This is a genomic window from Amycolatopsis sp. NPDC102522 (genome assembly GCF_055584485.1).
Genome location: NZ_JBVJLY010000003.1, coordinates 305,552 through 318,357, shown reverse-complemented (window position 1 = coordinate 318,357; position 12,806 = coordinate 305,552). Strand labels below are relative to the sequence as shown.

11 protein-coding genes are annotated in these 12,806 nt (G+C 68.5%); 9 read left to right on the top strand and 2 right to left on the bottom strand.

The annotated features are described in order from the left end of the window. Positions 1-176: 176 nt before the first annotated feature. On the bottom strand, positions 177-929 hold the full coding sequence (locus tag ACZ6YV_RS11710) for an enoyl-CoA hydratase (RefSeq protein ID WP_465509541.1): 753 nt from the start codon (positions 927-929) through the stop codon (positions 177-179). Positions 930-942: 13 nt separating this feature from the next. Beyond that, positions 943-1,389: an Lrp/AsnC family transcriptional regulator gene (locus tag ACZ6YV_RS11705; protein ID WP_005151923.1), complete on the bottom strand. Its 447-nt coding sequence runs from the start codon at positions 1,387-1,389 to the stop codon at positions 943-945. A gap of 73 nt (positions 1,390-1,462) precedes the next feature. Between ACZ6YV_RS11705 and ddaH the strand changes: the two genes are divergently transcribed. The 9 genes from ddaH to asnB all read left to right on the top strand — a co-directional run bounded on the left by ddaH (position 1,463) and on the right by asnB (position 12,804). Beyond that, the gene (ddaH, locus tag ACZ6YV_RS11700) at positions 1,463-2,308 is read left to right on the top strand and encodes a dimethylargininase (RefSeq protein ID WP_465509540.1); all 846 of its coding nucleotides are present in this window, start codon (positions 1,463-1,465) and stop codon (positions 2,306-2,308) included. 91 nt (positions 2,309-2,399) lie between these two features. After that, a complete protein-coding gene (locus tag ACZ6YV_RS11695; RefSeq protein ID WP_465509539.1) occupies positions 2,400-3,056 on the top strand; it encodes a polysaccharide deacetylase family protein in 657 nt (218 codons plus the stop codon). Positions 3,057-3,173: 117 nt separating this feature from the next. Then, on the top strand, positions 3,174-3,866 hold the full coding sequence (locus ACZ6YV_RS11690) for a glycoside hydrolase family 75 protein (protein WP_465509538.1): 693 nt from the start codon (positions 3,174-3,176) through the stop codon (positions 3,864-3,866). 133 nt (positions 3,867-3,999) lie between these two features. Then, complete coding sequence (locus ACZ6YV_RS11685; RefSeq protein ID WP_465509537.1) at positions 4,000-5,004, top strand: hypothetical protein; 1,005 nt, start codon at positions 4,000-4,002, stop codon at positions 5,002-5,004. Between the two features lie 196 nt (positions 5,005-5,200). Continuing rightward, positions 5,201-6,517 (top strand): nucleotide sugar dehydrogenase, encoded by a 1,317-nt coding sequence (locus ACZ6YV_RS11680; RefSeq protein WP_465509536.1) that lies wholly within the window; start codon positions 5,201-5,203, stop codon positions 6,515-6,517. After that, positions 6,498-7,685, top strand: coding sequence for a glycosyltransferase family 4 protein (locus tag ACZ6YV_RS11675; protein WP_465509535.1), 1,188 nt, complete (start codon positions 6,498-6,500; stop codon positions 7,683-7,685). Before ACZ6YV_RS11680 ends, ACZ6YV_RS11675 begins: the two co-directional genes overlap by 20 nt. Before the next feature lie 139 nt (positions 7,686-7,824). Further along, positions 7,825-9,105, top strand: coding sequence for a YveK family protein (locus tag ACZ6YV_RS11670; protein WP_465509534.1), 1,281 nt, complete (start codon positions 7,825-7,827; stop codon positions 9,103-9,105). Then, on the top strand, positions 9,102-10,883 hold the full coding sequence (locus tag ACZ6YV_RS11665) for a Wzz/FepE/Etk N-terminal domain-containing protein (protein WP_465509533.1): 1,782 nt from the start codon (positions 9,102-9,104) through the stop codon (positions 10,881-10,883). The genes ACZ6YV_RS11670 and ACZ6YV_RS11665 overlap by 4 nt, the downstream gene beginning before the upstream one ends. A gap of 13 nt (positions 10,884-10,896) precedes the next feature. Continuing rightward, entirely contained in the window at positions 10,897-12,804 is a 1,908-nt protein-coding gene (asnB, locus tag ACZ6YV_RS11660) for an asparagine synthase (glutamine-hydrolyzing) (RefSeq protein WP_465509532.1), read from the top strand. Positions 12,805-12,806 lie beyond the last annotated feature (2 nt).

Below are 12,806 nucleotides of genomic sequence, written 5' to 3'. Positions count from 1 at the left end.
CCGGCACACTTCCCAGGTTGCCCTAAAAACGGTCTGGACCTACTTCTCGAGTGTCCTGAGCTCGGCGCTGAGCGGGGGTTTTCCGGTTTATGTGTTACCGATGGTAACGGTTAACGACGCGACCCGATTGTGAGCCGTATCTCGTTCCAGCGTAGTGAAGTCCGGTCGAGGAGCGGTCATTGGCCGGTCATCGCCGCCCTCAGCTTGGCGAGCCGCTCGGCGAACGCGGGTGCGGTGAGTGACGCCAGCTGCGGCTCGATCTCGGCGTCGACGGCGGCCGAATGGTCGGTCAGTGCGGCGGTGTGCCGAAGCGTGCGCTTCGTCGCCAGGAGGACGTCGCGAGGAGCGCCGACGGCGGGTTTCGCCAGTTCACGGGCGGCCTCGACCAGATCCCCTTCGACGAGCCGGAGCGCGAGCCCGGATTCGACAGCCGCTTCGGCGCCGACGATCTCGCCGAAGAGTGTCATCGCCGCGGCCTTCTGCGGTCCGACGAGCCGCTGGATCATCCACGTCATCCCGCCGCCGGGATGGATGCCGAGATCGAGAAATCTGGCCACGAACTTCGCCTTCGGTCCCACGATGCGGACGTCCGCGGCGAGCGCGAGGTTCAATCCGGCGCCCACGGCGGCGCCCCCGACCGCGGCGATCGTCGGCAGGGAACACCGGGCGACCGAGAGGAAACCGGCATAGATCGCGCGGAGTCCCTCCTCCCTGGCATCGGCGAGCGTGTCCAGGTCCGCGCCCGCGCAGAAGGCCGGAGGGGCGCCGGTGACGACCAAGGCGTGGACACTCTCGTCGGCTTCGGCGCGCGCGACGGCCTCGACCAGCTGTGCGGAGAGGTCGAGGGTCAGGGCGTTTCGGGTCGCGGGGGCGTCGATGGTGAGTACGGCGACGCCGCCGTCGTGGCTGGAGCGGATCTGATCTGTCACGGGGCCGAGGGTGTCACGCTTCCGGCGTCGGCGGGCGTTCCAGCAACCGGGACAGGACGACGGTGGAGACCGTGCGGTCGACGATCTCCAGGCCGCGCAGCCGCTCCAGCGCGGTCTCCAGGTGATGGATGTCCGAGGCGCGCAGGTGGACGATCGCGTCGGCCGCGCCGGACACCGTGTAGGCCGCGACGACCTCCGGCAACGGCTCCAGCCGGGCGCGGATCCGGGCCGGGGTGATGTTGCCGTTGCAGGTCATCTCGACGAACGCCTCGGTGCCCCAGCCGAGTGCCTCGGGGTCCACGACCGCGGTGAACCCGCGCAGGACGCCGGTTTCGAGCAGTCTGTCGACCCGTCGCTTCACCGCGGGCGCGGACAGGCCGACGACTTTGCCGATGTCGGCGTAGCTGGACCTCGCGTTGGCCATCAGGCATGAAACGATTCGCTGGTCGATGGTGTTCACACGCAATGTTTAGCAGGTATATGCGCAGCGAACAGCGATTGATTGCGAATTAGGCGAGCCTTACCCTTCGGGTATGCCGGAACTGGAGCAGCAGCCCCGTGTACCCACGACGCGCCGCTACCTCATGTGCCCGCCGCGGTACTTCGCGGTGGATTACGTCATCAACCCGTGGATGGACCCCTCGGTCCCGGTCAGCGTCGACACCGCGATGGCGCAGTGGACCGAACTCCGTGACACCTACCGACGCCTCGGCCACACGGTCGAGGAGATCGACGCCCAGCCCGGCCTGCCCGACATGGTGTTCGCGGCGAACTCCGGCACCGTCGTCGACGGCCGTGTCCTCGGCTCGCGGTTCCGCGCCCCGCAGCGCACCGCCGAGGCCGAGCACTTCCGCCGCTGGTTCGTCGAGCGCGGCTACCGCGACATCACCATGCCCGAGAAGATCAACGAGGCCGAGGGCGACTTCGCCTGGACAGGCAAGGTCCTGCTCGCCGGCACCGGCTTCCGGACCGACCCGGCCGCGCACGCCGAAGCGCAGGAGGTCCTCGGCGTCCCGGTCGTCTCGCTGCGGCTGATCGACCCGAGCTACTACCACCTCGACACCGCGCTGTTCGTGCTCGCCGAGGCCACCGACACCACGTCCGCCCAGATCGCCTACTACCCGGAAGCCTTCTCGGCCGGGTCGCGGAAGGTGCTGGAGCGGATGTTCCCGGACGCGGTAATCGCGGACCGAGCCGACGCGGAGTGCTTTGGGCTGAACGGGGTGTCCGACGGCCGCAACGTCGTCCTGCCGGTCGAAGCGACCGGGTTGGCGGCGCGGCTGGCCGGATGTGGCTACGAAGTCGTCTTCGTGGACATCTCCGAGCTCAGGAAGGCAGGCGGCGGCCCGAAGTGCTGCACCCTGGAGATCCGCAAGTAATCCGTTAGTGGACATCTTGCTGGATCATGTAACTACTCCATTCGCCAACTCGATTAATCGGGAAACACACTCGGTCCCGAATGAGGCGCGGATGGTGATCCTGGCGATTGGCGGCGTGGGCAGGCCCGTGCGCGCGCTCGATCCAGGCGAGAACGAAACATGGGTGACGGTCGACCAGCTCGATCGCGTGCTCGACACGGTGGCCGGACGTGACGACGTCGGGCTCACCTTCGACGACGGCAACATCTCCGACGTCGAGATCGCGCTCCCCAAGTTGATGGAGCGCGATCTCACGGCGGAGTTCTTCCCGCTGGCCGGCCGGATCGGCCAACGGGCGTTCGTCGACGCCGACGACCTCCGGCAGCTGGCCGAGGCGGGTATGTCGATCGGCTCGCACGGCTGGGAGCACCGCGACTGGCGGCGGCTCGACGGCAGGCACGCCCGGCGCGAGCTCGAAGCCGCGCCGAAACTGCTCGCGGACCTGAGCGGGAAGCCCGTGCGCGCGTACGCGCCGCCGTTCGGCGCCTACGACCGGCGGGTGCTCAGCAGACTGCGGCGTTCCGGCGCGACGAGGGTCTACACGAACGAAGGCGGCGCGGTGGCGCGCGACAGCTGGCTGCGGCCGCGGACCGAGGTCCGGTACGACGTCGACCAGGAGTGGATCGACAGCGTGCTCGGTGAACGGGACGGCCTGTACCGCCGAGCGGGACGGGTGATGGCCCGAGTCGCCAGGCTTGCCCGCTTTTGACCGGTTTTCGTTGCATGGTTGGAAAACAACCCCCCGCCGGCCCTTGAGCCGAACCGCGCCCGGCGGCATCCTGAGCACCCTCGGTAAAGAAGTCTTACTAACTAAGGGGTGCACGGTATGCGGAAGTTGCTCCTGTTCCCGGCGATGGTGGTGGCCGCAGGACTGGCCCCCGCGGCGGCCGCCGCGGCTTCACCGGCCGCCGTGACCTCGCCGGCTCCGGTCACCGTCCAGGCGGGCCCGACCGCGCAGCAGCTGCTGGCGAAGACGGCCAGCTGCAAGCAAGTCTCGAACGGCAAGTACAAGACCGATGAGGAAACCGGCCGGACCATCGCGGTCTGCGACGCGGGCGGTGCCGTGTTCTGGAAGGCCGACATGGACGTCGACTGCGACGGGCAGCCGACCGCGCGGTGCAACAAGAACACCGACCCGTGGTTCCAGGACGGCACGGCGTACCCGCGCTCCGACGGCAAGGCGCTGATCGCCGACCAGACGCCCTACATCGTCGTGCCGAGCATCAGCAGCACGTGGAACTTCGAGAAGGCCGGGCTCAAGGGCGCCGGCTCGTGCGCGGTGATCTACAACGACAAGGTGCTGTACACCGTCATCGGTGACACCGGCCCGAAGGACATCATCGGCGAAGCGTCCTACGCGGCCGCGAAGTCGCTGGGCATCAACCCGGACCCGGCGAACGGCGGTGTCGACTCGGGGGTCACGTACATCTGCTTCAAGAACTCGAAGGTGACGCCGACCGAAGACCACGGGAAGGCGACGTCCGTGGGGGAGGGTCTCGCCGCGAAGTGGGTCGGGTAAAGATGTCGTGAGTGATTTGGGTCGTTAGAACGACCCAAATCACTCACGACATCTTTTATCCACACCCACCCCACTTATCCACAGATCCCACTCTCCCTCCCCGCGCCACCCCTCCGGCCCTCACCCTCGAAGGATGCCCACTCACACTCGCTGGTCGGAAAACTCGATTCCGGCCGAACTCCGCCCCAGCTGGCCTGTCCTTGTTCGGGAGCAGCACGGGATCGTCAGCAGGGCGCAACTCCGCGCGTACCGGCACACGCCCTCCGATATCCGTGCCAACGTCGCTGCCGGTCGATGGCGAATCGTGCTTCCTGGCGTCATAGCCACGTTCACCGGCGAGTTGTCCCGGGCGGCGAAACTGCACGCGGCGGTCCTCTACGGCGGCGGGCACGCCACCTTGAGTCATCGCACGGCCGCCGAAGAATGGAATCTCGTCCCGGTCATCGAGGGCCCGATCGAAATCACCGTGCCCTACACCAGTTCGGCTGTCTCGCAGCCGCCTTTGGTCCTGGTGCACCGATCCCGGGCCTTGGAATTCACGGCGGTCGAGATGAACCCGCCCCGAACCCGGACCACGGACACGATCGTCGATCTCGCCGTTTCCCAGCGGACCGCGCGGGAGGCCACGAACATCGTCGTCGACCTGGTCAGCCGGAGCCGGGTGACGGTCGCCGCGATGGAGGCCTGCGTCGCGCTCCGGCCACCGTATCTTCACCGGGCGGCCATTTGGCGCGGGCTGGCCTTGGTGAGGAATGGGCTGATGTCGGCGCTCGAGGTCGAATACCAGAAGGAAGTCGAGGACGGACACGGTCTGCCTGCCGGTGACAAACAGACGCCGGTCGAAGTCGACGGCAAAACGCTCTGGGAAGACGTCACCTACGACTCCCGCGGAGCCCGGTTGACCGTTCGCCTCGACGGTCGGGCGACGCATGCCATGGCGAGTGTCGCTTTTCGGGACCGGCGGCGCGACAATGCCGCCGAGCTCGCGGGCCGGGCCCGCCTCGTCTACGGCTGGAATGACGTGCGGAACTCGCCGTGCGCGGTCGCCGCCGAGGTCCGGGAGGTGCTGGTGCGCGAGGGATGGGACCCAAGAGGAGCGCGGGAGCCGACTTGTGTCCGGTGCAGGGCTCGTGAGTGATTTGGGTCGTTAGAACGACCCAAATCACTCACGAGATCGTTACGTGCCGCATGTAGCGTTTCGCGCTCTTCGAACGATGAGTAATTCCCTTGCCGCACAGGCATTCCGCCAAAAGCAGGCGACTTCCGGACGGCGGTAACGAACCCGGTCCGTCCTCCGACCAACGGGCAGCGGAATGCGGCTGGAGGAATTCGTCATGAAGATCAGTGTCTTCGGGCTCGGTTACGTCGGTTGTGTGTCGGCGGCGTGCCTTGCCGGGCGCGGGCACGAGGTCGTCGGGGTAGATGTGAACCCGGTGAAGATCGACCTCATTTCGGGCGGCAAGGCGCCGGTGGTCGAAGAGCGCATCGGGGAACTGACCGCGGAGGTGGTCGCCCAAGGCAAGCTGAGAGCGACCACCGACGTTAGACAGGCGATCGCGGACAGCGAAGTCTCCCTGATCTGCGTCGGTACCCCCTCGGCACCGAACGGCAGCCTGTCGACGGCGTTCCTGGAACGTGTGGCCGAGGAGATCGGCGAGGCGCTCAGGGACAAGGCCGAGCGGCACACCGTCGTCTTCCGCAGCACCATGTTGCCGGGCACCTGCCTGGACCTGCTCGTCCCCATCCTCGAGAAGTCGTCCGGCCTCACCGCCGGCGTCGACTTCGGGGTCGCGGTGAACCCCGAGTTCCTGCGCGAGGGGAGCAGCGTCAAGGACTTCTTCGACCCGCCCAAGACCGTCATCGGCCAGCTCGACGAGGCCAGCGGTGACGTCGTCGCGGCGCTGTACGAGGGGCTTCCCGGCGAGGTCTTCCGGGTCGCGATCCCGGTCGCCGAGATGACGAAGTACGCCGACAACTCCTTCCACGGGCTCAAGATCGGCTTCGCGAACGAGCTGGGCGCGATCTGCCGGGCCCTGGGGCTCGACTCGCACCAGGTGATCGACGTCTTCCTCGCCGACCGCAAGCTCAACATCAGCCCCGCCTACCTTCGCCCCGGGTTCGCTTTCGGCGGCTCGTGCCTCCCCAAGGATCTGCGTGGCCTGGTCTACGCCGCGCACCGTGCGGACGTCGCCGTCCCGATCCTTTCGCACGTGCTGCCCTCCAACGACGAACACCTCCAGCGTGCCTTCGATCTGGTCGCGCACACCGGAAAACGCAAGGTCGGCCTGTTCGGCCTGTCCTTCAAACCCGGCACCGACGACCTCCGTGAGAGCCCGCTCGTCGAGCTCGCGGAGCGGCTGCTCGGCAAGGGGTACGACCTCCGCATCTACGACGCCAACGTCAGCCTTTCCCGGCTGATGGGCGCGAACCGCGAGTACATCGAGGGCAGGCTGCCGCATCTCGGCCAGCTGCTGGCCGGTTCCATCGAAGAGGTCCTCGACCACGCCGAGGTCTCCCTCATCGGCTGCAACGACCCGGACGTCCTCGCGGCGCATCCGGTGGGCGGCGGCCGCACCATCATCGATCTCGTCCGCGTACCCGACGCCGACCGGCGCCGGGCTGAAGAGGGATATGTCGGTCTTGCCTGGTAAAGCTCTCATCCTCGTCGAGAACCTTTCCGTCCCCTTCGATCGCCGCGTCTGGCAGGAGTGTCAGACACTTCGCGACGCCGGCTGGGAAGTCCACGTCATCTGTCCACAAGGGACGAAGCGGGACACCGAAGCCGAAGTCACCATCGACGGCGTCCACATCCTGCGATACCCGCTGAAGGCCGCCACCGGCGGTCCGGCGGGGTACGTCCAGGAGTACGGCTCCGCGCTGTGGCACACGCTCCGGCTCGCCCGCAAGGTCGGCCGGGTGGACGTCGTGCACGCCTGCAACCCGCCGGACATGCTGTTCCTCGTGGCGCTGTACCTCAAGCGCCAGGGCGCGAAGTTCATCTTCGACCAGCACGACCTCTGCCCCGAGCTGTACCTCTCGCGCTTCAACCGCGGCGAAGACCTCCTTTACCGCGCGGTCTGCGCGCTGGAGCGCCGCACCTACAAGACGGCCGACGTCGTCATCGCGACCAACGAGAGCTACAAGGACGTCGCCGTGAAGCGCGGCGGCAAGTCGCCGGACGATGTGTTCGTCGTGCGCAGCGCGCCCGTGGTCGAGCGGTTCCACCAGGTCCCGGCCGAGCCCGAGCTGAAGAAGGGCAAGCCGTATCTGCTGGCGTACCTCGGCGTGATGGGCCCGCAGGACGGCGTCGACTACGCGTTGCGCGCGCTCGCTTCGCTGCGTGACGAGGTCGGCCGCACCGACTGGCAGGCCGTGTTCATCGGCTCGGGTGACGCTTTCGACGCCATGGTGGCGTTGTCCAAGGAACTGAAGCTCGACGACCAGGTCGAGTTCACCGGCCGGATCTCCGACGAGGACCTGCTGCGCTACCTGTCCACCGCCGACGTCTGCCTTTCGCCGGATCCCCTGAACCCGCTCAACGACGTGTCGACCATGAACAAGATCATGGAGTACATGGCGATGAGCCGCCCGATCGTCTCCTTCGAGCTGCGGGAGGCGCGGGTTTCGGCGGGAGAGGCCGCGCTGTACGCGCCGGCCAACGACGAGCCGGAGTTCGCGAAGCTGATCGCGCACCTGCTCGACTCGCCGGAGGAGCGGGCGAAGATGGGTGAGCTGGGCCGAGCGCGTGTCGCCGGTCCTCTCTCCTGGGAGAACTCCCAGAAAGCCCTGCTCACGGCCTACGCGGCCGCCGTTCGCTGATCGACTTCCCGATCGCGTTTTGAACAAGACTCGGGCAATCCTGTAACCAACACCGCGGTCGGTCCGACGGGATTGATGCTGCACCCGCACGCACCGATGGGAGATCCCGGCTTTGACTGACGACACGGTGCGCCTGTCCATGATCGGACAGGTCTTGCGCGGGCGATGGCGGACCCTGGTGGTCCTCGCCTTGCTCGGCGCCCTGATCGGTGCGGGATCGTCGGTGATCCTTTCCCCCGGCTACCGGACGACGTCCAGCGTGCTGCTGCAGGGCCCGCGTCAGGCGGACGAACTGCTCACCCAGGCCGAGGTGGCGACCAGTTCGGTCGTGCTCGATCGGGCCGCCGCCGGGCTCGGTGACGGTGAGACCGGCGCCGACCTGCGGGACAAGGTGGCCACGTCGGTCGCACAGGGCAATGTCATCACCATCGGTGTCACCGGGGACACCGCCGAACAGACGCAGCGGATGGCCGACCAGCTCGCGGCCGAGTTCGTGAAGTACTCGACGCAGATCATCGCCGGTTCCGGCGACGCCGCGGTGCAGCTGGCGCAGGAACGCCGCGAGACGTTGCGGCAGCAGGTCGCGCAGACGAACCAGCGGATCAGCGAGCTCTCCACGAAGGTCAACGAAGGCAAGACGACCGTGGAGAGCGTCCAGCTCCGCACCGAACTGCAGGGCCTGCGCACGTCGATCGAGTCGGCCATGTCCACCCTGAACGCGGCCGACACCGCCAGCGGCCTCGGCAACATGGTCGTGCTCGGCTCGGCCGAGCTGCCGTCCTCGCCGGCGGCGCCCACGCTGCCGCAGCTGGCGCTGGGCGGCGCGCTGCTGTTCTTCGTCATCGGCCTGTTCGGGCATCTCTTCACCGCCCGCACCGACAGGCGGCTGAAGGACGAGGAGGAGATCGCCGCGGCGATCGGGGGGCCGGTGCTGGCCACCTTCGACGCCGTGGAGGAGCGGCTTCCCGCGAGCACCCTGCGGGCCAAGCTCCTCCGTGACGACAGGCCGTGGAACATCCCGCGGGTGGACGTGTACGCCGACGAGATCGACGTCGACGTCCACTACCGGCGGCTGGTTTCCCGGCTCCCGGACCGGCGGCTGCTCGTCGTGGCCGCCGAAGACGACCACGCCGGGCGGATGGCCGCCGAGCGGCTCGCCGCCTTGGCCGATCGGTGGTGCACCGTGGCGACGGTCTCCCCGGTGCGGCCGATCATCGAAGACACCGACGCCGAGGGGATCCTCGTCGTGGCGGGCCTCGGTTCCCGGTCCGCCTGGGAGCTGGTCGGGATCGCCGAAGCGGTCGCCGACGCCGGTCTCGCCGTGGTGGGCACCGTGCTGATCCGTCCGGTCCGGCCGACCCGCACCCGGTCCGCCGCCGCCACCCCCACCGACCACGAAGCACTGGCAGGTACCGCGTGACCAGCGCAGAAAAAACGAAGTCCGAGCCGCTCATCGACCTGCAGCGGCTGGTCGTCTCGATCCGGAGACGCCGCCGCCTGTGGATGGCCACCGCCCTGCTGGGCCTGATCGCCGGCGGGCTCGTCGCGATGCTCCTGCCGTCGCCGCCCACCGCGGTCGCGCAGATCCTGGTCATCCACCCCGACGACTCGCCGACCGACAGCGGAACGCTGATGCGGACCGACGTCGCCGTCCTCAAGACCACGAAGACCGCCGGCGAGGCGCTCAAGAAGCTGAACAGCACCCAGGCGCCGGAGGAGTTCATCAAGGACTACGACGGGCTCGGGCTGACGAACAACGTCCTCCAGCTGACGGTCAAGGGCAAGACCAAGGACGAGGCGCTGGCCCGCGCGCAGGCGATTTCCGACGCCTTCATCACCGAGTACATCGGCCGCAACCAGGCGGCCGCGGCGGCGCAGCAGAAGGCTTTGCTCGATCAGCGGAACCAGGCGCAGAACGAGCTCACCCCGATCGAAGCGTCGATCGTCACCGAAGAGGCCAAGGGCCGCAACGCCAACCCCGCGCAGCTGGAACGGCTGTACTCGCGCCGGGCGCAGCTGACCTCCAAGATCTCCGACTACGACGGCCGCGCGCAGGAGGCGGGCATCGGTACGCCGAAGGTCGCCGCCGGGACGCAGATCGTGGACGCGCCGCGGATCCTGCCGAAGTCGCTCCTCAAGACCCTCGGCACCGACATGGGCATCGGCCTCGCGCTGGGGCTGCTCGCCGGGCTGGGGCTCGCGGCCATCCTGAGCGTGGTGAAGGACCGGCCGGTGCTGCGCCGCGAGATCTCGCGGCATCTCGGTGCCTCCGTGATCGCGCAGCTGCCCAGACCGCCGCGATTCCTGCGGCGTTCGCGGGCGGTGACCCGGCGGCAGCGGGTCGCGGCGACCCTGGTCCGCGCCGTCCGGCAAGAGGGCGGTTCGGTGTCGCTGCTGGACCTCGGTGCCCGTCAGGTCACCGCCCCGCTCGCCGTCGACATGGCGCGCGAGCTGGCGGAGAAGGGGCCGGTCTCGCTCGTCGACGACCTGCCGAAGGCGAACCTCCGTGAGCTGGCAGGTGACGGCCCGATCCAGGTGCTGGACCGCGCCGACGCGCCGGTGGCGGGCAAGGAACGCCGCATCGGCGTCGGCTCGATCGAACCCGGCACGGCGTGGACCGACCTCGAATTCCTCGGTGAGGAGACGATCCTCGTCGTCCGCACCGCGCACGCGAACACCGAATGGCTGCACACCGTGGCCCGCCAGCTGGCGGACCGGCGCATCCCGATCATCGGGGTCGTCCTGGTGGATCCGGATCCGCGGGACCACACCGACGGGACGCTGTGGGACGGCCTGCACACCGCGTTGCGTGGTCGGGGCGGTGCCGTTCCGGAGCCGGTGCCCGCGCGGCCGGTGATGACCGCCCGCCCGGTGGCTCCGGCCCGGGTGGCGGCGCCGGAGCGCAGGGCTCTGCCCGAGCGGAAGGTCTCGCCGGAGCGGCGGGTGCCCCGGCCCGCGCCGAAGCCGGTCGAGATGTTCCCCGACGCGGATGCCCCGGTGCGGCGGCTCTCGACGGTGGCGCCGGTCGAGACGGACGCCGAGCGCACCGTCGAGCGGGTACTGGAGCCGCCGAGGGAGAAGAAGGCCGCGCGGCGACGTCCGCCGACGCCGTACAAGCGGCCGGAAGACCAGGACAACGCCGATCAGCCGACCAAACGATTCTCGCCCGTTTCACCGGATAACGCCGAAGCGCTATAGGGAGCGAAAAGAGATGTGCGGCATCGCAGGGGCCTACTTCTGGCCGGACGGGGGACCGCTCACCGATCGGCTCACGAAAATCCTCGCCCATCGCGGACCGGACGGTTCGGGGCGGTACGACCACCGTGCCGGCGAGGGTGAAGTCCACTTAGGACATCGACGGCTGTCGATCGTCGACCTGACCGAGACCGGCGCGCAGCCGATGGTCAAGGACGGCCTCGCGCTGACCTACAACGGCGAGCTGTACAACTCGCCGGAACTGCGCAAGGAACTCGAAGCCGCCGGCGTGCGCTTCCGGGGCACCTCCGACACCGAGGTCGTCCTGGAAGCCTGGCGCAAGTGGGGCACCGAGGGCCTGCACCGGCTGCGCGGCATGTTCGCGTTCGGTGTCTTCGACGAGCGCACCGGCGCCCTGACCCTGGTGCGGGACCAGCTGGGCATCAAACCGCTCTTTCTGGTGCGCCGCGGCAAGGGCGTCGCGTTCGCCTCCGAGCTGAAGGCGCTGGCCACCGAACTGGGCGGCTCGCTGACCGTCGACGACACCGCGCTCGTCGCGTCCCTGCTCTACTACTGGGTCCCGGACGGCCGCTGCGCGTTCAGCGAAGCCGAGAAGCTGCCGCCGGGCAGCTGGGCGCGGTTCCGCCCGAACGGTGACGTCGAGCGTGGCACCTTCTGGTCGCTGCGCCAGGTCGCCGAAGAGGGTGCGGCGTACGAGGGCGAGTTCGACCTCAACGCCGTCATCGAGGACTCCACGCGCAAGCACCTGATGGCCGACGTCCCGGTCGCGACGTTCCTTTCGGGCGGGCTCGACTCCAGCTACCTGACCGCGCTCGCCGCGCGTGAGCAGCCGGGGATCTCCGCTTACACCATCGGTTTCCGGGCCGAGGACGCGAAGTTCGAGGCGATGCCGGACGACCTCATGTACGCGAAGAAGGTCGCCGCGAAGTTCGGCGTCGACCTGCACGAGATCGAGATCGCGCCGCAGGTGCTGGATCTGCTGCCGCGGATGACGTATCACCTCGACGAGCCGATCGGCGACCCGGCGGCCATCAACAGCTACCTGATCTGCACCGCCGCGCGCGAGGCAGGCGTCAAGGTGATGCTGTCCGGGATGGGCGCCGACGAGCTGTTCGCCGGGTACCGCAAGCATCTCGCGAACAAGATCGCCGTGCAGTACCAGCGGGTGCCCGGCCTCGTCCGCCGCCCGGTGGAGTCCCTTGTGGACAGACTGCCGGTGGCGACGTCGAAGCGCGGGTTCCGCTCGGTCCGGTTCGCCAAGCGGTTCCTCTCGTTCGCGGAACTGCCGGAGGAGACCGCGTTCCGGCGCAGCTACACGATGTACGACCAGGCCGAGCTCGCCGGGCTGCTGAATCCGGACCTCGCGGGCGCCGTCGACGACGTGATCACCGAGCACGCGGACACCTATAACGACAACACGTTGTCCGACTTCGTGAACCGCATGTGCCTCGCCGATTCCCGGCTCTTCCTGCCCGGCCTCAACCTCGCCTACACCGACCGGTCCAGCATGGCGGCGTCGACCGAGGTGCGGACGCCGTTCGTCGACATCGAGGTCGTGAAAGCCGCGTTCCGGATCCCCGGTGACAAGAAGATCGTGAAGCGCCAAGGAAAGATGGCGCTGAAGGAAGCGGCGCTGTCGATCCTCCCCGCCGAGATCGTGCACCGGCCGAAGGGCCTGTTCAGCGCGCCGCTGCGGGCCTGGATGAGCCGCGACCTCGCGCCCTTGGTGCGCGAGGTGACGAACGAAGGTGAATTGGTGAAGGCCGGGTTCCTCCGCCGTGAGGCCCTGCAGAAGCTCGTGGACGAAGACGCGTCCGGGCAGCAGGACCGGTCCAAGCACCTCTGGCACATCTTGACCCTCGAGTACTGGTACCGCGGCGCCGTCGCGGCCCGGACCACCTGATC

Bases quoted from the DNA above. Each gene is read 5' to 3' on its own strand.
- ddaH (WP_465509540.1), top strand. From the start codon at position 1,463: ATGCCGGAACTGGAGCAGCAGCCCCGTGTACCCACGACGCGCCGCTAC.
- ACZ6YV_RS11695 (WP_465509539.1), top strand. From the start codon at position 2,400: ATGGTGATCCTGGCGATTGGCGGCGTGGGCAGGCCCGTGCGCGCGCTC.
- ACZ6YV_RS11690 (WP_465509538.1), top strand. From the start codon at position 3,174: ATGCGGAAGTTGCTCCTGTTCCCGGCGATGGTGGTGGCCGCAGGACTG.
- ACZ6YV_RS11685 (WP_465509537.1), top strand. From the start codon at position 4,000: ATGCCCACTCACACTCGCTGGTCGGAAAACTCGATTCCGGCCGAACTC.
- ACZ6YV_RS11680 (WP_465509536.1), top strand. From the start codon at position 5,201: ATGAAGATCAGTGTCTTCGGGCTCGGTTACGTCGGTTGTGTGTCGGCG.
- ACZ6YV_RS11675 (WP_465509535.1), top strand. From the start codon at position 6,498: ATGTCGGTCTTGCCTGGTAAAGCTCTCATCCTCGTCGAGAACCTTTCC.
- ACZ6YV_RS11670 (WP_465509534.1), top strand. From the start codon at position 7,825: ATGATCGGACAGGTCTTGCGCGGGCGATGGCGGACCCTGGTGGTCCTC.
- asnB (WP_465509532.1), top strand. From the start codon at position 10,897: ATGTGCGGCATCGCAGGGGCCTACTTCTGGCCGGACGGGGGACCGCTC.